The sequence below is a fragment of the Pseudomonas sp. GW823-FHT02E01 genome (assembly GCF_058797535.1).
In genome coordinates, this window is the sequence record NZ_JBXAJS010000010.1 from 81723 (window position 1) to 101826 (window position 20104).

Annotated in this window: 14 protein-coding genes; 4 read left to right on the forward strand and 10 right to left on the reverse strand. The window is 61.6% G+C overall.

Going from position 1 to position 20104, the window contains the following annotated elements; all coding sequences use genetic code 11:
• Nucleotides 1–118 precede the first annotated feature (118 nt).
• From AC1RDQ_RS22775 to wecB, 5 genes are read right to left on the reverse strand one after another with little or no spacing between them, the layout of a single operon-like run.
• Nucleotides 119–1195 carry a GGDEF domain-containing protein gene (locus AC1RDQ_RS22775; RefSeq protein ID WP_492588194.1) on the reverse strand — a complete coding sequence of 359 codons (1077 nt, stop codon included), beginning with the start codon at nucleotides 1193–1195 and terminating at the stop codon, nucleotides 119–121.
• A complete protein-coding gene (locus tag AC1RDQ_RS22780; RefSeq protein WP_492588195.1) occupies nucleotides 1179–2057 on the reverse strand; it encodes a DUF4434 family protein in 879 nt (292 codons plus the stop codon). Before AC1RDQ_RS22780 ends, AC1RDQ_RS22775 begins: the two co-directional genes overlap by 17 nt.
• Complete coding sequence (locus AC1RDQ_RS22785; RefSeq protein WP_492588197.1) at nucleotides 2057–5221, reverse strand: NfrA family protein; 3165 nt, start codon at nucleotides 5219–5221, stop codon at nucleotides 2057–2059. The genes AC1RDQ_RS22780 and AC1RDQ_RS22785 overlap by 1 nt, the downstream gene beginning before the upstream one ends.
• Nucleotides 5218–7392 (reverse strand): cyclic di-3',5'-guanylate-activated glycosyltransferase NfrB, encoded by a 2175-nt coding sequence (gene nfrB / locus AC1RDQ_RS22790; RefSeq protein WP_492588198.1) that lies wholly within the window; start codon nucleotides 7390–7392, stop codon nucleotides 5218–5220. The genes AC1RDQ_RS22785 and nfrB overlap by 4 nt, the downstream gene beginning before the upstream one ends.
• Nucleotides 7389–8540 (reverse strand): non-hydrolyzing UDP-N-acetylglucosamine 2-epimerase, encoded by a 1152-nt coding sequence (gene wecB / locus AC1RDQ_RS22795; protein ID WP_057714588.1) that lies wholly within the window; start codon nucleotides 8538–8540, stop codon nucleotides 7389–7391. The genes nfrB and wecB overlap by 4 nt, the downstream gene beginning before the upstream one ends.
• A 307-nt stretch (nucleotides 8541–8847) precedes the next feature.
• Here wecB and AC1RDQ_RS22800 point away from each other — a divergent pair, with 307 nt between their 5' ends.
• The 4 genes from AC1RDQ_RS22800 to kdgK all read left to right on the forward strand — a co-directional run bounded on the left by AC1RDQ_RS22800 (nucleotide 8848) and on the right by kdgK (nucleotide 12508).
• On the forward strand, nucleotides 8848–9237 hold the full coding sequence (locus AC1RDQ_RS22800) for a RidA family protein (protein ID WP_492588199.1): 390 nt from the start codon (nucleotides 8848–8850) through the stop codon (nucleotides 9235–9237).
• A gap of 171 nt (nucleotides 9238–9408) precedes the next feature.
• The gene (locus AC1RDQ_RS22805; protein WP_223502071.1) at nucleotides 9409–10173 is read left to right on the forward strand and encodes an IclR family transcriptional regulator; all 765 of its coding nucleotides are present in this window, start codon (nucleotides 9409–9411) and stop codon (nucleotides 10171–10173) included.
• Between the two features lie 39 nt (nucleotides 10174–10212).
• The gene (locus tag AC1RDQ_RS22810) at nucleotides 10213–11430 is read left to right on the forward strand and encodes an amino acid deaminase (protein WP_154946729.1); all 1218 of its coding nucleotides are present in this window, start codon (nucleotides 10213–10215) and stop codon (nucleotides 11428–11430) included.
• 142 nt (nucleotides 11431–11572) lie between these two features.
• On the forward strand, nucleotides 11573–12508 hold the full coding sequence (kdgK, locus tag AC1RDQ_RS22815) for a 2-dehydro-3-deoxygluconokinase (protein ID WP_492588200.1): 936 nt from the start codon (nucleotides 11573–11575) through the stop codon (nucleotides 12506–12508).
• 179 nt (nucleotides 12509–12687) lie between these two features.
• On the opposite strand, the gene AC1RDQ_RS22820 is transcribed toward kdgK, so the two are convergent.
• The 5 genes from AC1RDQ_RS22820 to AC1RDQ_RS22840 all read right to left on the reverse strand — a co-directional run bounded on the left by AC1RDQ_RS22820 (nucleotide 12688) and on the right by AC1RDQ_RS22840 (nucleotide 20104).
• Nucleotides 12688–12963: a peptidylprolyl isomerase gene (locus tag AC1RDQ_RS22820; protein ID WP_007898282.1), complete on the reverse strand. Its 276-nt coding sequence runs from the start codon at nucleotides 12961–12963 to the stop codon at nucleotides 12688–12690.
• Between the two features lie 66 nt (nucleotides 12964–13029).
• Entirely contained in the window at nucleotides 13030–15567 is a 2538-nt protein-coding gene (locus AC1RDQ_RS22825; protein WP_492588201.1) for a PAS domain-containing hybrid sensor histidine kinase/response regulator, read from the reverse strand.
• A 203-nt stretch (nucleotides 15568–15770) separates the two neighbouring features.
• Entirely contained in the window at nucleotides 15771–17726 is a 1956-nt protein-coding gene (locus AC1RDQ_RS22830) for an acetoacetate--CoA ligase (RefSeq protein ID WP_492588203.1), read from the reverse strand.
• 205 nt (nucleotides 17727–17931) lie between these two features.
• Nucleotides 17932–18705, reverse strand: a complete 774-nt coding sequence (locus AC1RDQ_RS22835) for a 3-hydroxybutyrate dehydrogenase (protein WP_223501973.1) — start codon at nucleotides 18703–18705, stop codon at nucleotides 17932–17934.
• 7 nt (nucleotides 18706–18712) lie between these two features.
• Nucleotides 18713–20104 (reverse strand): GntP family permease, encoded by a 1392-nt coding sequence (locus tag AC1RDQ_RS22840; protein ID WP_090455620.1) that lies wholly within the window; start codon nucleotides 20102–20104, stop codon nucleotides 18713–18715.

Genomic DNA, 20104 nt, shown 5'->3' on the forward strand with positions numbered 1-20104 from the left:
ACTGTCATATTTGACAGTAGCAAGCAGATTGGTCGGGTTTAAACAGATCTTTTTTCGATGGCACACATCGCTCGGTTAGCGATGAGGAGGCGCTTTGCAGTAGGTGGGATAGATAGCTTTATTGATGAAATGTGTAGCGATCCTTCCCGGTATGTTTTGACTCATACAAGGCCGCATCGGCCTTGATCAGCGCCTGGTTCAGTGTGTCACCGTCGAGCACCCGGGCCAGGCCGATACTGATGGTCACCGGGTGTCGAGTGGGTTGCTCGCGTACCACCCGACACAGGTCGCCGGCCAGCGTCTCGACGTCTTCGCGGCTAACCCCGGCCAGGTAAATCGCGAACTCCTCGCCACCCAATCGCGCATATTCGTGGTGGGCCGTCACCGACTTGATGTCCTGCGCGATGCGCTTGAGCACCTCATCGCCAATGTCATGGCCGTAGACGTCGTTGACCTTCTTGAAGTTGTCGATGTCGATCATCGCCAGGTAGTGGTCGTTTTCCCGCGGCATGCTGTTCAACTGCAGGCTTGCGCGGGTCATGAACGAACGGCGATTGGGGATTTCGGTGAGGGTGTCGATGTAGGCCTGGTCCAGCAGCAGCCTGGACATGATGAAGTTGTTGAGCTTGGCCTTGTGCAGCGTCAGGAAGCTGTAGAGGGTCAGGCCGCAGATAAATGTCGTGTAACTGAGGGCCATCACGCCCCCCAGTTCAAACTGTTCGATACCGGTGTTGTAGAAGGGATTGAGAAACCACCAGGTCACCAACTGCGCGGCAAAGAATGACCAGCGGCTCAGCGGCAACACCGAGGCTGTGAACAGGGTGGTCGAAGCAGCCAGCAACAGCCAGGCCGGTTGGTGGTCGTTTCCCAGGCCTTCGATGAGCAGCCGTGTGCCGAAGGCAATGGTGAGCACAAACAGCAGGTTGAGTTTCTGGAAGTGCCGGGCGTCGCGGATAAACAGCAGAATGATGACGAGAATGGTGAAGACACCGAAGAACACCAGCGAACGCCAGGTGAATGGCTGCCCGCCGATGAAACTCAGGATCAGGTCGTAAGCAACCCAGACCACGATGCTGGCGATGTAGATCAGTACGCAAAATGTGTGCAGCCGATCGAATTCATGTTGGAGGAACTCGGCCTTGAGCTCAGCCGGCGCCGATTTTTTCAGCACTTCGTCTTCAATGGTTTTGTACATCGCCGACCTTGCCCTTGTGCTGGTTGTCGAGAATCACCTTGCCCCAGGGTCGGTAGCGCAGGGAGAAAACCGATGTCGGGTGGCAACCCGGTGAAGAGGTTTGTGGCGGCATCGGTTCGGCACGGAAGGGTTGTCCGGCAGCGCTGACTTGCCGGAAGGCTTCCCTGACGATGCCGATGGAGCAGGGCAGCGCATTGGCGTAGCCATTGCGAATCAATGGTGGCAAGCGTCCGGTGCCGGCACCGTCTTGCCACCACACCTGGATTCCGGCGTTCGCCAATTCCCCCAGCCATAGGCCATTCACTTGTGGCGCGAGTTTGCCGACGTTGAACACGCTGATGTGCAATGGTGCGTCGAGCTTGCCGGAAAAATCCTTGAGCTGGCGTTGCAATCTTTGTCGGCGATCCAGCGCCAGAAAGTGCAGGTCATCCAGTTCCATGGGCAGATACCAGCCGCTGACGGGGAGTTTCCAGTCCTTGCGCAGTTTCTGCTGCCGGGCCAGCGACTGCCCCAGTTGCGTCTGCCAGTACGTTGCCAGCCCGGCACTGTCAAGCTCATTGATACGCTGGTAATAGGCCGGGTCCATGTACAGGCCCAGCACCAGTTTCAGGCCTTGGGCCTGGGCCTGTTTCAGGCTGCGGGCAAGCCAGCCGTCGGCACCGCCGAAGTCCGAATCGCCGTAGGCCGTCCACTGTACGATCACCGTGTGCACGCCCTGGCGGGCGCTGTCCTGCCAGATCCGCTGCCATTGCGCCTGGCTCAGGTTGGCATCGACATTGAGCGGTTGATAGAAAATCCGTTCGTCGGCATGGGTCGCCGCGGCGCCCAGCAACAGGCACAAGGCCAAAAGAAGTCGCTTCATCAGAAATTCAACTCCACGCCCACCAGCACGCCGTTGCCGCCTTCATACAGATTGCCACCCAACGCTTGTTGATACTCGGTGCGCACCGTCAAGTGCGCGCGATAGGCGTTGTAGACATCGTCGTCGAACCACCATTGCCAACGCAGGCCCAGACCGGTGCGCAGATCCTGGCGCCAGTCGTTGCTCGGGTCCTGGGTAGCGAATTCGAGAAAGCCGTACGGCATGATCGTTTGTGCGCCGTTGAACGGAAGTTTCCAGGTGTGCCCTTGCTGGAAGCGCGATAACCATTGATGGTCGCCGGCCTTGGTCCACCACGCCGCGTCGAGGTAGAGGAAGCGCTCCTCCCAGTCGCTTTCATCGACCCGCCAATCGTTGCGGAATCGACCCTGATCAAGGAACGACGCGGTTGTCCGCAGCAGGTAGTCGGTGGTGGTGTGGCCATCATTGCGGTGATCCTCGGCCTGATCGGACACCTTGTCGGGGACCAGCATCTGGCCGAGGCTCAGGCCATGGTTGTCCTGATCATCGAACTGGCTTTGCTTGTAGATCTCGCCATAGAAGTTGATGTTGGCGGTGCCCCAGGGCTTGTAGCGCAGGCCGACGCCGGTACCCAGGGATTCGGCATAGCTCGACCTGCCCACGCCGCCAAGCAACACGCGGCCATAGACCGACAGCGTGCTGCCGGCGCGGCTGGGTTCATCGCCCAGTGCGTGGTCCCACATGGCCAGTTGCACGTTCTGTGAACTGGAGCGTCGCTGTGTGCCGATGCTGTCGTCGGGACGCAGGATGTCGTTGGTCGATATCCCGGCCGGTGACCAGGTGCTGGCGATGGTGACTGTGTCGCGACGGGACAGGCTTTCGTGGGCGCGACGCTGGCGATAGCGGCGCGCTTCCATGCTGCCATCCTCGTCATCGGCGGCCACCGGGTTCTGCTCCAGATCGATCACCCGGCGCAGTTCCTTGCGCGCCGAAGCGCTGTCTTCGACCTCGTCATAACGCCAGGCCAGGGTTTCGCCGAGGCGATAGTCTTCCGGGAAATCCTGGGTGGCGCGTTGCAGATACGGGATGGAGCCGGCGCGTGCTGCCTTGGTCTCGGCACCGGCCAGACGCACGCCGTAGTCGGCCCGATAACGGGGATTGTCCGGTTCGCGGCGCGCCGCTTCGGCAAGCCATTCGGTACTTTGTTGCAGGTCGCCGGCCTTTTGCGCCGTGACCGAGGCCGCATAGTAATGCTCGGCATCCGGTACCAGCTGCAGGGCGGACCGCTGGCGTTGCAGCGCGAGGGTGTGATCGCCCTGGGCATCGGCAATCGCCGCGCCCAAGGTCCACTCATTGGCACCACGGGTGCGGCTTAGTTGCCAGTAGCGTTCAGCTGTTTGCGTGTCGCCGATATTCAGGGCGCCGCGGCTGGCGGTGAGGCGGGCATTGTCGCTGAGTTCGGTATCTGGAATGCTGCGCCAGATGGCCAGGGCACCGGCCGAGTCTCCGGCCGCCTCCAGGGCGTAGGCGAGTGGCAGGCGAGTGTTCTGGTCACCCATTTTTTCGGCGGTCTGGTAATACACCACTGCTTCGCCGGGGCGCTCGGGCATTGCACAACGGCCGAGGGCGCGGTAGTCGCCCGCAGCTTGCGGGAGATCACCGATGGCCTGTTGAACCGCGCCGCACTGGCCGTTTTCCGCCAGTTGCGCCAGCAGTTGCCCGCGAGTGGCGGGGTCGACGCGCTTGAGCAGCGAAACAATGCGTTGCTGTTGTGCCGCGGTCGGTGTCGACGCGGCATACAACCCCGCCAACCTTTGCAGCAGGGGCGTCGGCAGCTTGCCGCCGTGGCGGTCGAAGGCGCTCTCGAGCAACTGTTGCGCATGTTCACGATGGCCGGCATTCAGCGCCAGGTAGGTAGCCTGGTTGAGCGAATCGAGGTTGCCGGTCTGCTGGTAATGCCGCTCCCAGAATGCCGCCGCTTCGGTATCGTGATCCGATGCCTGGAGCAGTTCAGCGCGGCGTTTGACCACGTCGGCGGTCTGCGGCTGGCTGGCGAGGTAGGCCATGACTTTGTCGCTGCGGCCTTCATCCTGCCAGACGTCGAGCAGGTGTTCGCGGCGTCGCGTGTCCCAAGGCTCCGGCAGACGGGTCGTTTGCAGCAGGTCGGTGGCTTGCAGGCGCTGGGCGAGGACCAGCCAGGCCTGCGGGTTTTCTTCGGGTTGGCAACTTTTCAACTGGCTCAGCGCAGCTTGCGGATCACGACGCGACAGCCAGTCGGCGGTCTCCAGGCATGGCCGCTGCAGCTCACCACTCAAGCGTTGTACCGTGGCGCTGTCGCCGGTTTGCCGCGCCAGTTCCCACAGACGCTGGCGTTGCGCCGGGTCGGCAAGATCGGCAGGCGGCAGCGATTGCATCCAGCGCTGCGCCTGCTGGACCTGGCCCATGGCAATCGCCCGGTCGACCATGGCCAGCCGGGTCTTGCGCGCGGCTTCCGGGCTTGGCGCTGTTTGCAGCAGTTGCTGCAAGGATTGCTCGTCGAGGCGTTGCACGTAGGCGTTGGCCAGGCGTTGCCAGCTTTGGGCATCGAGTTGTTGGTTAGCGGCCAGTGGCGCCAGTTCCTTGATGGTGCCATCCCAATCGCGCAGTTGCTCGGACCAGTTGGCCCGGGCCTGTTGCAGCGCTTGCTCATCACCCTTGGGTGGCAGTTGCGCCAGCCAGTCATGGGCCGAGGCCGCGCCGCCGCGCTTGGCCAGGCTCGCGCTGTAGGCCTGCCACAGGCGCACGCGATGCTCCAGATTGCTGGAGGCTATCCATTGCTCCACCTGTTTTCTGTCCGGCGGATCCTGTTCGATCCAGGCCAGGCGCAGGTTGAGCAGGCTATCGCTGTTGGACGGGGTATCCGGCAGCGCTTGCAGGGCATCTTCGTAGCGTTGCTGCTTGACCAGCGACTGCACCAGTAACGCCCGTGCTTCATCGTTTTGCGGCACTTTGCTCAGCAGGTGGCGCATCAGCCGTTCGACTTCCTTCCAGTTGCCGTTTTTCGCTTCGCGGTAACTGCGGTCCATATAGGGGTAACTGCGGAACTGATCGAAATCGGTCAAGGGTTCGGCTTGCACCCACGCCGTGGTGTTCAGGCAGAGCAACAGGCTACCGGCCATCAAGGTCTGACGATGGACAGGCTTCATGCGGCCTCCCGGGCAATGCAGTACGCTGCGTGCTGCTCGCTCGTCTGATCGACCAGGGCCTGTTCGAGGATTTCCTGTGTGATCATGCCGCGTTCAATCAAGTGTTCACCGAGAGACATTTTTTCCGCATCGAAATCGATCAGCGCCTGATTGAACAGGGTTGGCGGCACCATGCCGCGTACTTGCAACAGATTGCCCAGCAACACTTGGTGATGGCTGACGCGCTCAATCAGGTCTTCGTCGTCCTGATTTTGCTCAAGCACCTCAAGCATCTGATGCACTTCCTCGCTTTGACGAGGGCTGGCGTACCAGTAGCGGATCCCCAGCGTCACCCGGCCTTGTGGTGCAAGGCGGCAACGCACCGGGCGTTTCAGTTGACGGCTGATGGCGCCCAGGGACACTTGGCTCACCGGACCTTCGGAGGCCAGCACCAGGGTTTCGTTCTCCTCGGCGACCGGCAACACACCGTAGTGTGTAGCGATTTTGCGCGGCACGGCATCGATCAGGCGTTTGTCGAGCTTGAACGGATTGAGTGGCGCCCATTCCAGGTCCAGTTGTTCGGCCAGGGCCTGCACCAGTTGCGTGGTGTCGATGTGCCCGCGCAGCAGCAGTTCCTGACCCAGGCGTCGGCGTACCGGGTTGGTGATCGCGGCTTCGAGTTGATCTTCAGACAGCAGGCCTTTTTCCACCAGACGATGGCCCAGCGGGGTGCGCTGGGCTTCAGCCAGGGCCGGAAACTCATGGGTGGTCTTGTCCCAGGCGACGCGATGCGAATCGCCCATTTCCATCACCTGGCGCAACGCCCGAACGTTGGCGAAAAAATTCACGAAATTGCTCCACACCATCCGGGGCGCCGACAGCAGTCCTTCGCCGAGTCCGTAAAAACGGGTGACAAACCAACCGCGCTGGAATAGCCGGTTGAGCAGCATGAAGCCATTGAGCCACAGCAGGCCCGCCAACAACGTGCTGTCAGAGAGGATCGACGGGAACCGCCAGGCGTTCGGCGCGATCACGGTGACCAGCCACATCGCCAGCAACACCACCAGCAGTATGTTCACCAGGAAGCTCAACAGGTACGCAATCAGGCCACGGCGGTCGCGCCACAGAAAATAATTGAGCAGGCCTTTGCTGCTCCAGCCCAGATTCTTGGTGCCCTGGAACACGATGCCGACGATCCAGCGCGACTTCTGCCGGATCGCGTACTGCAAGTCCCGGGGAAAGTGCTCGCGCACACAGATCACCTGGGAAAAGGCGCGGTCCATGCCGAACACCCATGGTTGTTCCAGTGCCAGTTTCGGGTCGGTCACCGAATAACGGGCAAAGATGCACTTCATGCCTTTTTGCTTGAGGCGGAAACCGATGTCGTAGTCTTCGGTGAGGCTCTGCACGTCGAAGGCGATACCGTCACCGTCTTCGAGCAGGGCACTGATGGCCTTACGGCTGAAACAGGTGCCGACCCCGGCACTGGGCACTTGCCCGGTCAGTGCTTCACGCACGATGACGTCCTTGCCATGGTTCTCGGCGAACTCGTCGACGTAGTGCCCGGCAGTGAAGCCATGCCATTCCGGCGCGTAGGGATAGACCGGAATCTGGATCAGGTCCTTGGCCGGCAGCAGGTAGTTGAACAGGCGCAACTCCATGGGCGAAATCACGTCCTCGGCATCGTGCAGGATGAAGCCGGCGAACTGGATCTTTGCATCGTTTTCAAAGCGCAGGATGGCGTCGATCACGTTGTTCAGGCAGTCAGCCTTGCTGGTAGGACCGGGACGGGCGCACACCACTTTGTGCACGTTGGGATAATGCAGGCACACCGCATCGACGTCGGCCTGGGTCTCGGCATCGTTGGGGTAGGTGCCGACGAAAATCTGATAGTTCTCGTAGTCGATGGTCGAGGCGGCCAGGCGCGCCATTTCACCGACCACGCCGACTTCGTTCCACGCCGGCACCATGATCGCCAGGGGTTTTTCGCCGATGGAATACAGCCGTTGCTCATCGGCTCGGTCGAATTTTTCATAGATCCGCCAGCGCCGGATCAGCTTGCGGGTCCAGTACACCAGGTCGATGAACAGGTCATCGAGGCCGAGTATGAACATCAGCAGGGCCAGGGTAATCGCGAGGTATTTGAGACCGAACAACACATAGGCAAAGAAGTCGACAAACACCAGGCTCATACGGCTTTACCCGCCGTGCGGTGTTTGAGCCAGATGCCGAGGCGATTGGCGATGCGTTCGCTGGCGTGTCCGTCGCCATAGGGGCTATGGACCCGGCTCATTCGCTGGAAGGTGGCTTCATCATCGAACAACAGGCTCGATTCCCTGACGATGCGGTCGGTGTCGGTGCCCACCAGCACCACGGTCCCGCCTTCGAGCGCCGATGGCCGCTCCGTGACATCGCGCAGCACCAGAAGCGGCTTGCCAATGGCCGGTGCTTCCTCCTGGATGCCACCGGAATCGGTGAGAATGAAATAGGCGCGGTCCATCAGCCAGACGAAATGCTGGTAATCCTGCGGCGCCACCAGATAGATATTGGGTTTGTCCGAGAGGACGCTGTAGACCGCCTTTTGCACCTGCGGATTGAGGTGCACCGGGTAGACGAATTGCGCATCGGGATAACGTTCGGCAAGGGTGGCCAGAGCCAGGCAGATGTTGCGAAAGCCGCCGCCGAAATTCTCCCGGCGATGCCCGGTGATCAGCACCATGCGCCTGTTGTCGTCGAGCACCGCCAGCGGCGAGTCGGCGGCCGGGTGCCAGTGGATTTCCTGCTGGTGTTTGCGCATCCATACCAGCGCATCGATCACCGTGTTACCGGTGACCTCGATGTTGGCCTTGGACACACCTTCGCGCAGCAGGTTGTCCTGGCTGATGGTGGTCGGCGCGAAATGCAGGTCGGCGATGACACCGGTCAGGTGCCGGTTGGCTTCCTCAGGCCAGGGTGCACGCAAGTTACCGGTACGCAAACCTGCCTCGACGTGGCCGATGGGTATCTGGCGATTGAAGGCGGCGAGGGCGGCAATGAAGCTGGTGGTGGTGTCGCCGTGTACCAGCACGATATCCGGATGCACCCGCTCGTAGGCTTTGTCGAGATGCCCCAGCAATTGTTCGGAGAGACCGTTGAGGGTCTGGCCCTGGGTCATCACCTGCAAGTCTTCATCGACCGTCAGCTCGAACGAGTCGAGGACCTGCTTGAGCATTTCCCGGTGCTGGCCTGTGGAGCAGATGTTCAGGGTTATACCTGGCCAATTGCGCAGGACCCGTGCCAGGGGGGCCATCTTGATGGCCTCCGGACGCGTACCGAAAACCATCATGACTTTAAATGACATCAACCCTCCTGGGACCGCGCACGCCGAACACGTCACGGCTGCTAAAACCGGTAATTTCCTGAACATAGAATAAAGCAGTCGGGTGGGCGGTTGTCCAATGAAGCTGCTCTGAGTCGCGGGTGTTGCTTCGAGTGGGGTCATGTGCACCCAATTGAGAACCAGATACCCGTCCCTCTGATTCAAAACAAACTTCAATCCCTCTCACATTCCCTCCACATCCTGTGGCACACTTTCTGCCGCTTATTCCGTTATTGCACAATTAATTCCGCTATAGCGGAACAATAACTTCCAGTCAGGAGAAACACCCATGAGCATTACTCGTTACGGCACCGGCAGCACCGCCGGGGGTGGTCAGCCTCGTCCATTCGCCCGCGCTGTCGAAGCCGATGGCTGGTTGCACGTGTCCGGCCAGGTGCCGGCGCTGGATGGCGAGATCATTGTCGGTGGTATCGTCGAGCAGACTCACCAGACCATGAAGAACCTGATCGCTATCCTTGAAGAGGCCGGTTATGGCCTCGAAGACGTGGTGCGTACCGGCGTGTGGCTGGAAGACCCGCGGGATTTCTGGAGCTTCAACAAGGTGTTCTCCGAGTACTTCAAGCCAGAACATGCCCCGGCGCGGGCCTGTGTGCAGGCGAACATGATGGTCAACTGCAAGGTCGAGATCGACTGCATTGCGTACAAGAAAAAGGTTTGAACCGAGTCGCGCCCATCGCGGGCAAGCCACGCTCCCACAGGTTTGTGTGCTGCCACAGATTGCAGACACACCACCATCCCCTGTGGGAGCGGGCTTACCCGCGAAGGCGGCCTAACGATCAGCGCGGCACACTGGGTAAACTCCCGGCGACCATGAATGGGAACCACTGAAATGACCGAAGACACCATCAAGCGCCGGGCACGCGGGCTGGACCGGGCGTTCGATATCCTCGATTTCCTCAAGGAGATCGGCCAGCCCCTGCGCCCGAACGACATCGCCAACGGCATCGGCAGCCCCAAATCCACGGTCTACGAACTGGTGGCCTCGCTGCTGGAACGACGCATCCTGGAGCCGGTGGGTAAGGACGGTCATGTCTACCTCGGTCGCCAGTTGTACTTTCTCGGGCAGGCACACCTGCGACATTTCGACCTGACTCGCGAGGCCGATCACGCCTTGCAGGAAATTGTCAGCCAGACCCGTGAAACGGCGCAGATGTGCCTGCTCAACGGGCGCAAGTACACCGTTGCGCTGATGAAGGAGGGGGAGCGGCATTTCCGCATTTCCTCGGACATCGGCGAAAACGCGCCCATCCCCTGGACCGCATCCGGGCGCTTGCTGCTGGCGCACCTGAGCGACCAGGCAATCGTCGACCTGATCGACCACGACGACTTCATCCTGCCCAATGGCGAACACTTGCCGCTGGAACAATTTCTCAAGGAAATCCGTCAGGCCGGTATCGATGGTTTCTTTTCCTTCGATAGCGTCGCCGACACCTTTACCCATTGCTTCGCCGCACCGGTCAAAGACCCCAACGGCGTGGCCATCGCGACCCTGTGCATCGTCGCCCCCCGGGCCGATGCCAAGAACAACTACAACGACTACCGCCGGGTGCTGATCGAAAGCGCCAATAGCCTGGCCCGTCGCATCAACGAATAACAGCGGCTGCCTGCGGCCGCGTGAACGAGGAGTTCGACCATGTCTTCTGCCCCCAATACTGCCGCCGTGGAAAAAGGCACCGCACCCAAGGGCGCGAACCTGGTGCGTGACGTCAGCCTGCCTGCGCTGGTACTGCACCGCGAGGCGCTGGAACACAACATTCGCTGGATGCAGGCGTTCGTCAGCGACAGCGGAGCGGAACTCGCGCCCCATGGCAAAACCAGCATGACCCCGGCGCTGTTCCGGCGCCAACTGGACGCCGGTGCCTGGGGCATCACCCTGGCCAGTGCCACCCAAACCCGTGCGGCCTACGCTCATGGTGTGCGCCGGGTGCTGATGGCCAACCAGTTGGTCGGTACGCCGAACATGGCGCTGATTGCCGACCTGCTGGCCGACCCGACGTTCGACTTCTATTGCATGGTCGATCACCCGGACAACGTCGCCGACCTCGGCGCCTATTTCGCCTCCCGTGGCGTGCGTTTGAACGTCATGATCGAATACGGCGTGGTCGGTGGTCGCTGCGGTTGCCGCAGCGAGCAGCAAGTGCTCGACCTGGCCAAGGCCATCGCCGCGCAACCGGCGCTGGCCCTGACCGGGATCGAAGGCTACGAAGGGGTGATTCACGGCGATCACGCGGTGACCGGTATCCGCGATTTCGCCGCGTCACTGGTGCGCCTGGCGGTGCAGTTGCAGGACAGCGGTGCATTCGCCATTCCCAAGCCGATCATCACCGCGTCGGGTTCGGCCTGGTATGACCTGATTGCCGAGTCGTTTGAAGCGCAGAACGCCGCCGGGCGTTTCCTCAGCGTGCTGCGTCCCGGCAGTTACGTGGCCCATGACCATGGCATCTACAAGGAAGCGCAGTGCTGCGTGCTCGACCGTCGCAGCGACCTGCACGAAGGCCTGCGTCCGGCGCTGGAGGTGTGGGCGCACGTGCAGTCGCTGCCGGAGCCGGGGTTTGCGGTGATTGCCCTGGGCAAGCGCGACGTGGCCTACGACGCCGGTTTGCCGGTGCCATTGCTGCGCTACAAGGCGGGCGTCGTGCCGGCCAAAGGCGATGATGTGAGCGTCTGCAGGGTGACTGCGGTGATGGACCAGCATGCGTTCATGACTGTGGCACCGGGGGTTGATCTACGGGTGGGCGACATCATTTCGTTCGGCACTTCGCACCCGTGCCTGACGTTCGACAAGTGGCGTGTCGGGTGCCTGGTGGATGAGCAACTGAACGTCATCGAGACCATGGAAACCTGTTTCTAAGGGTTTGAGATCGAGTTGCGGCCATCGCGAGCAAGCTCGCTCCCACAGGGATTTTGTAAACGCCATAGATCCAATGTGGGAGCGAGCTTGCTCGCGATGGCGGCCGACCAGACAACACCGAAACACCAGAGACCCCACAACAATGAACACCATCAACACCCTGGGCCCCAACACTCCACGCATCGCCCTGATCGGCGAGTGCATGATCGAGTTGCAGCATCGCGCCGACGGCAGCCTGCAACAGAGCTTCGGCGGCGACACATTGAACACGGCCGTGTACCTGTCCCGGGAACTGGGAGAGGACGGCTCCGTGGACTACGTCACCGCCCTGGGCGATGACAGTTTCAGCGACGCGATGTGCCAGAGTTGGGCGGCGGAAAATATCGGGCTCGCCATGGTCCAGCGTCTGTCCGGACGCCTACCGGGTTTGTATTGCATCCAGACTGACGCCGCCGGTGAGCGACGCTTTCTGTACTGGCGCAACGAAGCGGCCGTCCGCGATTGCTTCACCACCCCGGCCGCCGCGCCGATTCTCGCCGCGCTGCCGGATTATGATGTGCTGTACTTCAGCGGCATCACCCTGGCGGTACTCGGAGCGCAAGGTCGGGAAAAACTGCTGGAAACCTTGATCGAAGCCCGCCAGCGCGATGCGCGGATCGTGTTCGACAACAACTACCGGCCACGGCTGTGGGCATCGGTCGAAGACGCCCGGGCGGCATATCGCAGTGTGCTGGCGTATGTCGACCTGGCGTTGCTGACGGTGGATGACGAACAGGCGTTGTTTGGTTATGCCGATGCTGACGCGGTGTTTGCCGCGTATGAGCAGATCGGTACGCCGGAAGTGGTGCTCAAGCGCGGCGCACAAGAGTGCCTGATTCGTTGTGATGGAGAGTCGTTCGAAGTGCCGGCGCAGAAGGTCGAGCGGGTGGTGGACACCACGGCGGCGGGGGATTCGTTCAGCGCGGCGTATCTGGCTTCGCGGCTCAAGGGCGGCAGCCCTTCGCAAGCCGCCGAGGCCGGGCATCGGTTGGCGAGCCGGGTGATTCAGGTGCCGGGGGCGCTGATTCCCAGAGATTGAAATGCATTAACTGGGGCGAGGGGGGGCTTTGTGGCGAGGGGGCTTGCCCCCGTTGGGCTGCGAAGCAGCCCCAAACCCTGTCTACCGGATTTATCTGACATGCCGAGTGCAGCGAACTCACGAGTGCTGCGCACTCGAACGGGGGCAAGCCCCCTCGCCACAGGGGCCTGACCAGCCACTCAATCCCGGTAAAACACCTGCACCAGGTGATACCCGAACTTGCTCTTGATCGGCCCATGCACCACCCGCAGCGGTTTCTTGAAGATCACCGCATCAATCACGCCGACCATCTGTCCCGGCCGCACTTCACCGAGATCGCCGCCGCGCTTGCCCGATGGGCAGGTCGAATACTTCTTGGCCAGCACGTCGAACGCTTCGCCCTTGGCGATGCGTTGTTTGAGCTGCTCGGCTTCTTCCGAGGTTTTCACCAGAATATGGCGGGCTTGAGCTTTCATTGGCGGTACCTTGCAACGGTGGTGGCTATGTGGGCGGCAGTGGGGGGCGCGCGATTATGCCTCAACTCAGTCCGGTTGACTGATCATCGTGCGAATCTTGTTGGCCAGTAGATCGATGGAAAACGGCTTGGCCACCATGTCCATGCCCTCTTCGAGAAAACCCTGGCGCTCGGCGGCGATCTCGGCGTAACCGGTCATGAACAGCACTTTCAGTTCGGGACGATGCTGACGGGCGATTTCCGCCAGTTGGCGGCCGTTCATGCCCGGCAACCCGACGTCCGTCACCAGCAGGTCCACTCGCAGGTCCGACTCCAGCAGCGGCAGGGCGCCCTTGGCATCTTCGGCTTCATGGGCTCGGTAACCGAGCTCATTGAGCAGGTCCAATACCAGCATGCGCACCGCCGCATCGTCCTCGACCAGCATCACGGTTTCGCCGGCAATGGCCGCCGGTGCCTCGCCGATGACGGGCGACAAAACTTTTTCCGGCTCGGTCGAATGCAGGCGCGGCAGGTACAAACGCACGCTGGTGCCCCGTCCCGGCAGGCTGAACAGACTGACGTGGCCCCCCGATTGCTGGGCGAAACCGTAAATCATCGACAAGCCCAAACCGGTGCCCTGGCCGATGGGCTTGGTGGTGAAGAAGGGGTCGAATGCCTTGGCCAGCACCGAGGGCGTCATGCCGGTGCCGTTGTCGCTGACGGCAATCATCACGTAGTCACCGGCCTTGACCGGTTCCAGGGTCGTCATGTCACTGCCGTCGAGGTACACGTTGGCCGTTTCGATCTGCAACTCGCCGCCATCGGGCATGGCGTCCCGGGCGTTGATCACCAGGTTGAGCAGGGCGTTTTCCAGTTGGCTGACATCGGTGTTGACCCGCCAGATGTTCTCGGCCAGTTGCAGGTCGAGCTCGATATGGTCGCCCTTGGTGCGCCTGAACAAGTCTTCCAGAGAGTGGATCAGCTCGTTGGGGTTGAGCGGCTTGCGATTGAGTGATTGGCGCCGGGAGAACGCCAGCAAGCGATGGGTGAGGGCGGCGGCGCGGTTGGCCGAGGACACGGCCGCTTCGGTGAATCGACCGATCTCGCTGGCACGGCCGTCGGCAATGTAGCGTTGCATCAGGTCGAGGCTGCCGATGATGCCGGTGAGCATGTTGTTGAAGTCATGGGCGATGCCGCCGGTAAGCTGGCCGACCGCTTCCATTTTCTGCGCATGGCGCAAGGCGTCTTCGGCACGTTCGCGCTCGAACATCTCGTTTTGCAGGCGCTCGTTGGCTTCGGCCAGTTGGCGGGTGCGGGCGGCAACCCGTTCTTCAAGGGTTTCGTTGAGGTTACGCAGGGCTTCTTCGGTCTTTTTGCGCTCGGTTTCGTCGATCACAAAGATGTAGAAACCGTTCACGGCGCCATCCGCGCCGTGGCGTGGCAGGTAATTCATCAAGGCCTGGCGGATGCTGCCGTCGCGGTGTGGCGTGCTGATGCTGAAACAGCACGGCCTGCCGGACAGCGCTTCCTTAATGTGCGGGGCGCGCAGCGCATAGGCTTCTTCGCCGAGCACCTCAAGAATGGTTCGCCCGTAAAGTTCTTGCGGCGTCAGCCCGTACCAGTCGAGGTACGCCGCATTGTTCAGGCGAAAGCGTTCTTCGCGGTCGACGTAGCTGATCAGGACCGGCATGGCGTTGATGATCAGTTGCAGCTCGGTCTGGCTCTGGCGCAGGGCCTGTTCGGTGTGTTTGCGCTCGGTCAGGTCCAGGGCGGCGCCGAGGAAGCGCACTGGCCGGCCATGGTGATCCTTGTAGCAGCGACCGCGGGCAAATACCCAGCGCATCTGGCCGTCGGTTTGCAGCAGGCGATACTCTTCGGCGTATTCGGTGCCATGGGTGATGCAATGCTTGATGCTGCGGGCGATCAGCGCGCGGTCTTCGGGGTGTACGCCGTGCAGGTATTCACTGATCGGCAATTGGCTGGCCATGGCCGGGTCGATGCCATGCAGTTGGGCAAAATGCGCATCGGCGATGAAACGGTCCTCGCTGATGTCCCAGTCCCAGGTACCGACCGCATCGGTGGCGGCGAGGGCCAGTTGCAGGCGTTCCTCGGTTTCACGCTGGGCCTTGAGGCTGGCCGCCGAGCGCTGTTCGAGTTCGAGGGCGATGCGCCGGCGTTCGTTGGTTTCGATGGCGGTGACCAGGATCCCGGACACCTGGGCACCTTCGTCGCGGATCGGGCTGTAGGTCAGGTCGAGCCAGAAGTCAGACTCCTGGCCCCCGCGTTGCAGGGTAAAGCGCTGCTCGCTGTAGGTGCGCACCTGACCTTGCAGGACGGCGCTGTAGATCGGGTCGGTGAAGTCTTGCAACTCGGGCCAGATCAGGTGTGTCGGTTGTCCGAAAGCGTGCGGATGTTTGCTCCCGGCGAGCAGGGCGAAGCCGTCGTTGTAGATTTGCGTCAGTTGCGGGCCCCATAACAGCAGCATCGGCATCGGTGAATGAATGACGATGTCCACGGCGGTTCGCAGGCTTTGTGGCCAAGTGCTGGCAGCGCCCAGCGGGCTGCTTGCCCAGTCGATTCGGGCGATCAAGGCCTGGGCATCGCTGGCGGTTGGTATTGCGTTCATCTGGGAGTCCTGCGCCAATTCGCTATAGCTGGCGTCTATTCTTGCACAGGTGGTCGATTGTGGAGGACCCGTCAGGGTGAGCGGTAGGCGACACAGTACCCTGTGGGAGCGAGCTTGCTCGCGATGGCGTCGGGTCACGTTGCATTGATGTGAACTGACACTCCGCTATCGCGAGCAAGCTCGCTCCCACAGGTAATCCCATTTCAATCCATCAGTTCGGGCCGGTCACGAAATTGCTCCAGCGCCTCGGGATTGGCCAAGGCATCAGTGTTCTTCACTTTCTGCCCATGCACCACATTGCGCACCGCCAGCTCAACGACCTTGCCGCTGATGGTCCGGGGAATGTCCGTCACTGCCACAATCTTCGCCGGCACATGACGCGGCGTGGTATTGGCGCGAATCACCTGGCGGATCTGCTGTTGCAGGGCCTCGTCCAGTTCGAGCCCGTCGCGCAAGCGCACGAACAGCACCACCCGCACGTCGTCCTGCCACTGCTGACCGATCGCCACGCAGTCGAGCACCTGGGGGACTTTCTCCACCTGGCGATAGATTTCCGCCGTGCCGATGCGCACGCCGCCGGGGTTGAGAACGGCATCCGAGCGACCGTGGATCATCATTGCGCCATGGGTCAGCTGTTCGGCGTAATCACCTTGGGCCCAGACGCCGGGGAACAGGCTGAAATAGGATTTGCGCAGTTTTTCGCCATCAGGATCGTTCCACAGGCCAATGGGCATCGCCGGGAAATGCCGGGTGCAGACCAGTTCGCCTTTTTCACCGATCACCGGGTGGCCTTCGTCGTTCCACACTTCAACGGCCATGCCCAGGCTCTTGCCCATGATTTCGCCGCGCCGCACGGGCGACATCGGGTTGCCGTTGACGAAGCACGAGACGATGTCGGTGCCGCCGGACATCGAAGCCAGGCACACGTCAGCCTTGAAGTCGCGATAGACGAAGTCGTAACTGTGCGGCGACAGTGCCGAGCCGGTGCAAAGCAACGTCTTGAGGCTGCCCAGATCATGACTTTCACGGGGCTTGATACCGCTGCTTTCCAGGGTAGCGAGGTATTTGGGGCTGGTGCCGAAGACGCTGATGCGTTCGTCGTCGATCAGGTCGATCAAGCGTTGTGGCTCGGGCTGGAACGGTGAGCCATCGTACAGCACCACGGAGCTGCCGGTGGCCAGTGCCGACACCAACCAGTTCCACATCATCCAGCCGCAGGTGGTGTAGTAGAACAGCCGTTCACCGGGGCCTAGATCGCCATGCAGGCCGTGTTCCTTGACGTGTTGCAGCAACACGCCGCCGGTGCTGTGGATGATGCATTTGGGCACGCCGGTGGTGCCGCTGGAGTAGAGGATGTACAGCGGATGGGCGAAGGGCACGGGGACGAAATCCGGCTCGCCGCCGGGTTCGTAGAAATCGTCCCACAGCGTCACGTTGGCCTGGGTGTGGAATTCTTCGATGTGCGCCTGTGGCCGGGCGTAAGGCACGACGATCAGCTGTTGCAGCGAAGGCAGACGCTGGAGGATCTCGTTGACCTTGGCGGTCTGGTCGATCTCCTTGCCGGCATAGCGGTAGCCGGCGCAGGTCACCAGTACTTTCGGTTCGATCTGACCGAAACGGTCAACCACCCCTTGGGTGCCGAAGTCCGGTGAGGAGCAGGACCAGATAGCGCCAAGGCTGGTGGTGGCGAGCATGGCCACCAGTGTCTGCCAGGTGTTGGGCATGCACGCGGCGACCCGGTCACCCACACCGACGCCGGCGGCGATCAAGCCATTCTGAAAACCGGCGACCTGCTCGGCGAGTTCAGCCCAGGTCAAATGTTCACGCTGACCGTTTTCGCCGACGGCTATCACGGCGATCGCATCGTCGCGACGCTGTAGCAGGTGTTCGGCAAAGTTCAGCGTTGCACCGGGGAACCATTGGGCGCTGGGCATCCGCGGGCCTTCGAGCAGCACGGCGTCGGGCTGCTCGTGGAAGCGGATGTCGAAGAAGTCGACGATGGCCTGCCAGAAGTCCGAGCGCTGATCGATGGACCATTGGTGCAGGGCAGGGTAGTCGTCGATCTTGAGGTGGTGTCGCTGATTGATGAAGCGCCGAAAGGCTTCCATGCGGGTCTTGCCAATGCGTTTGGCGTCGGGTTGCCAGAGGATGTCGGACATGGTTTGCCTCTTCTTTTTTATGCCTTCACACAGGCTGATGTGGAGCCGGCTTTTGTGGCGAGGGAGCTTGTGTGGCGAGGGGGCTTGCCCCCGTTCGGCTGCGAAGCAGTCGTGAATCAGACAACCTGAATCGTCTGTGAGTGTTTGGGGGGGCTTCGCCACCCAACGGGGGCAAGCCCCCTCGCCACAAGGGTCTATCAGCCAGTCACTGTGCCAACCACCCACCATCAACATTCCACGCCGCGCCGCGCACCTGGCTGCCGGCTTCGCTGCACAGGAACAAAACCAGTTCACCCAGTTGCGGCGGTGTCACGAATTCCAGCGATGGCTGCTTTTCAGCGAGCAAATCGTGCTGCGCCTGCTGCGGGTCAACTCCACTGGCGGCACGATCATCAATCTGCTTTTGCACCAGCGGCGTCAATACCCAGCCTGGGCAGATTGCGTTGCAGGTGACCTGGGTGGTTGCGGTTTCCAGCGCGACCACTTTGGTCAAGCCGATCACCCCATGCTTGGCGGCGACATAGGCTGACTTGCCCGCCGAACCGACCAGACCATGCACTGACGCAATGTTGATCACCCGGCCCCAGCCCTTGGCGCGCATGCCCGGCAGGCTCAAGCGGGTGCTGTGGAACACCGACGACAGGTTGATGGCGATGATCGAATCCCAGCGCTCCACCGGAAACTCATCCACTGCTGCCACGTGTTGAATGCCAGCGTTGTTGACCAGGATGTCGACGCCGCCGAACTCGCGTTCGGCGTAGGCAATCATGTCGGCAATTTGCGCCGGATCGCTGACATCGGCCGGGTGATGGCCGACCTTGCCGCCAAACTGTTGCACCTGGGCGATCACTTGGGAGGCGTCGCCAAAGCCGTTGAGGATCAGGTTGGCCCCGGCCTTGGCCAGGCTGAGGGCGATCCCTAGGCCGATGCCGCTGGTGGAGCCGGTGACCAGTGCGGTCTTGCCCGAAAGAGTCGTCATGAATACCTCACACAATGCCAGTGGCGTAGAAAGTGCCGATCACCACGAAAACCGCCAGGGTCTTGATCAGCGTAATACAGAAAATATCTTTGTAAGCCTCGCGGTGGGTCAGCCCGGTGACCGCCAGCAGGGTAATCACCGCGCCGTTGTGCGGCAGGGTGTCCATGCCGCCGCTGGCCATCGCGGCGACCCGGTGCAGCACTTCCAGCGGAATGTTCGCCGCATGGGCTGCGCTGATGAACTGCTCGGACATCGCCGCCAGCGCGATGCTCATGCCGCCCGAGGCGGAACCGGTGATGCCGGCCAGCAGGGTCACGGTAATCGCTTCGTTGACCAGTGGGTTGGGAATGCTCTTGAGCCAGTCGGCCAGTACCAGGAAACCCGGCAGGGACGCGATCACCGCGCCGAAACCGTATTCCGAGGCCGTATTCATCGCCGCCAGCAAGGCACCGCTGACCGCACTTTTACTGCCTTCGGCCAGCTTGCGGCTGATCGCCTTGTAGCCGAACACCAGCACCATGAGGATGCCGACCAGCAAGGCTGCCTGTACCGCCCAGATCGCCGTGAGCTTGGCGATTTCCGTGGTCACCGGCGTGGCCATGCCCGGCAGCGCGAGGCTGTGGGTCTTGCCGTACACCTGTGGAATCCAGTGGGTGAACAGCAGGTTCATGATGCCCACCGCCAGCAGTGGCGACAGCGCCAGCCACGGGTTGGGCAGCTTCAGGTCGGGGGCAGTTTCCGGCTCGTTGCGCAGGTCCGAACCATAGCCTTCACCGGTACGCTGGGCCTTGTTGCGCTGGCGCTGGAGAAACAGCATGCCGGCGCAGAACACGAAGATCGTGCCGATCACGCCCAGCCACGGCGCTGCCCAGGCGGTGGTATTGAAGAAGGTGCTGGGGATGATGTTCTGGATTTGTGGCGTGCCGGGCAGGGCGTCCATGGTGAACGAGAAGGCGCCCAGCGCAATGGTCGCCGGGATCAGTCGCTTGGGGATGTTGCTCTGGCGGAACATTTCAGCGGCAAACGGATAGACCGCGAACACCACCACAAACAACGATACGCCGCCGTAGGTCAGCAAGGCGCAGACCAGCACGATCACCAGCATCGCCTGGCGGGTGCCGAGCAGGCGAATCGCGGCCGCGACGATGGAGCGCGAGAAACCGGACAGTTCGATCAGCTTGCCGAACACCGCGCCGAGCAGGAACACCGGGAAATACAGCTTGATGAAGCCAACCATTTTTTCCATGAACACCCCAGTGAAAGCGGGGGCGACGGCAGACGGGTCAGTCAGCAGGACAGCGCCGAGGGCGGCAATCGGGGCAAAAAGGATAACGCTGTAGCCACGGTAGGCAGCCAGCATCAGCAGCGCGAGGGCTGCCAAGGCAATGATCACACTCAT

Excerpts from the sequence above, each read along its gene's own strand:
- wecB (WP_057714588.1), bottom strand. The coding sequence starts at position 8,540 with ATGTCATTTAAAGTCATGATGGTTTTCGGTACGCGTCCGGAGGCCATC.
- AC1RDQ_RS22840 (WP_090455620.1), bottom strand. The coding sequence starts at position 20,104 with ATGAGTGTGATCATTGCCTTGGCAGCCCTCGCGCTGCTGATGCTGGCT.
- AC1RDQ_RS22785 (WP_492588197.1), bottom strand. The coding sequence starts at position 5,221 with ATGAAGCCTGTCCATCGTCAGACCTTGATGGCCGGTAGCCTGTTGCTC.
- AC1RDQ_RS22780 (WP_492588195.1), bottom strand. The coding sequence starts at position 2,057 with ATGAAGCGACTTCTTTTGGCCTTGTGCCTGTTGCTGGGCGCCGCGGCG.
- AC1RDQ_RS22810 (WP_154946729.1), top strand. The coding sequence starts at position 10,213 with ATGTCTTCTGCCCCCAATACTGCCGCCGTGGAAAAAGGCACCGCACCC.
- kdgK (WP_492588200.1), top strand. The coding sequence starts at position 11,573 with ATGAACACCATCAACACCCTGGGCCCCAACACTCCACGCATCGCCCTG.
- AC1RDQ_RS22825 (WP_492588201.1), bottom strand. The coding sequence starts at position 15,567 with ATGAACGCAATACCAACCGCCAGCGATGCCCAGGCCTTGATCGCCCGA.
- AC1RDQ_RS22830 (WP_492588203.1), bottom strand. The coding sequence starts at position 17,726 with ATGTCCGACATCCTCTGGCAACCCGACGCCAAACGCATTGGCAAGACC.
- AC1RDQ_RS22805 (WP_223502071.1), top strand. The coding sequence starts at position 9,409 with ATGACCGAAGACACCATCAAGCGCCGGGCACGCGGGCTGGACCGGGCG.
- AC1RDQ_RS22775 (WP_492588194.1), bottom strand. The coding sequence starts at position 1,195 with ATGTACAAAACCATTGAAGACGAAGTGCTGAAAAAATCGGCGCCGGCT.
- AC1RDQ_RS22800 (WP_492588199.1), top strand. The coding sequence starts at position 8,848 with ATGAGCATTACTCGTTACGGCACCGGCAGCACCGCCGGGGGTGGTCAG.
- nfrB (WP_492588198.1), bottom strand. The coding sequence starts at position 7,392 with ATGAGCCTGGTGTTTGTCGACTTCTTTGCCTATGTGTTGTTCGGTCTC.
- AC1RDQ_RS22835 (WP_223501973.1), bottom strand. The coding sequence starts at position 18,705 with ATGACGACTCTTTCGGGCAAGACCGCACTGGTCACCGGCTCCACCAGC.
- AC1RDQ_RS22820 (WP_007898282.1), bottom strand. The coding sequence starts at position 12,963 with ATGAAAGCTCAAGCCCGCCATATTCTGGTGAAAACCTCGGAAGAAGCC.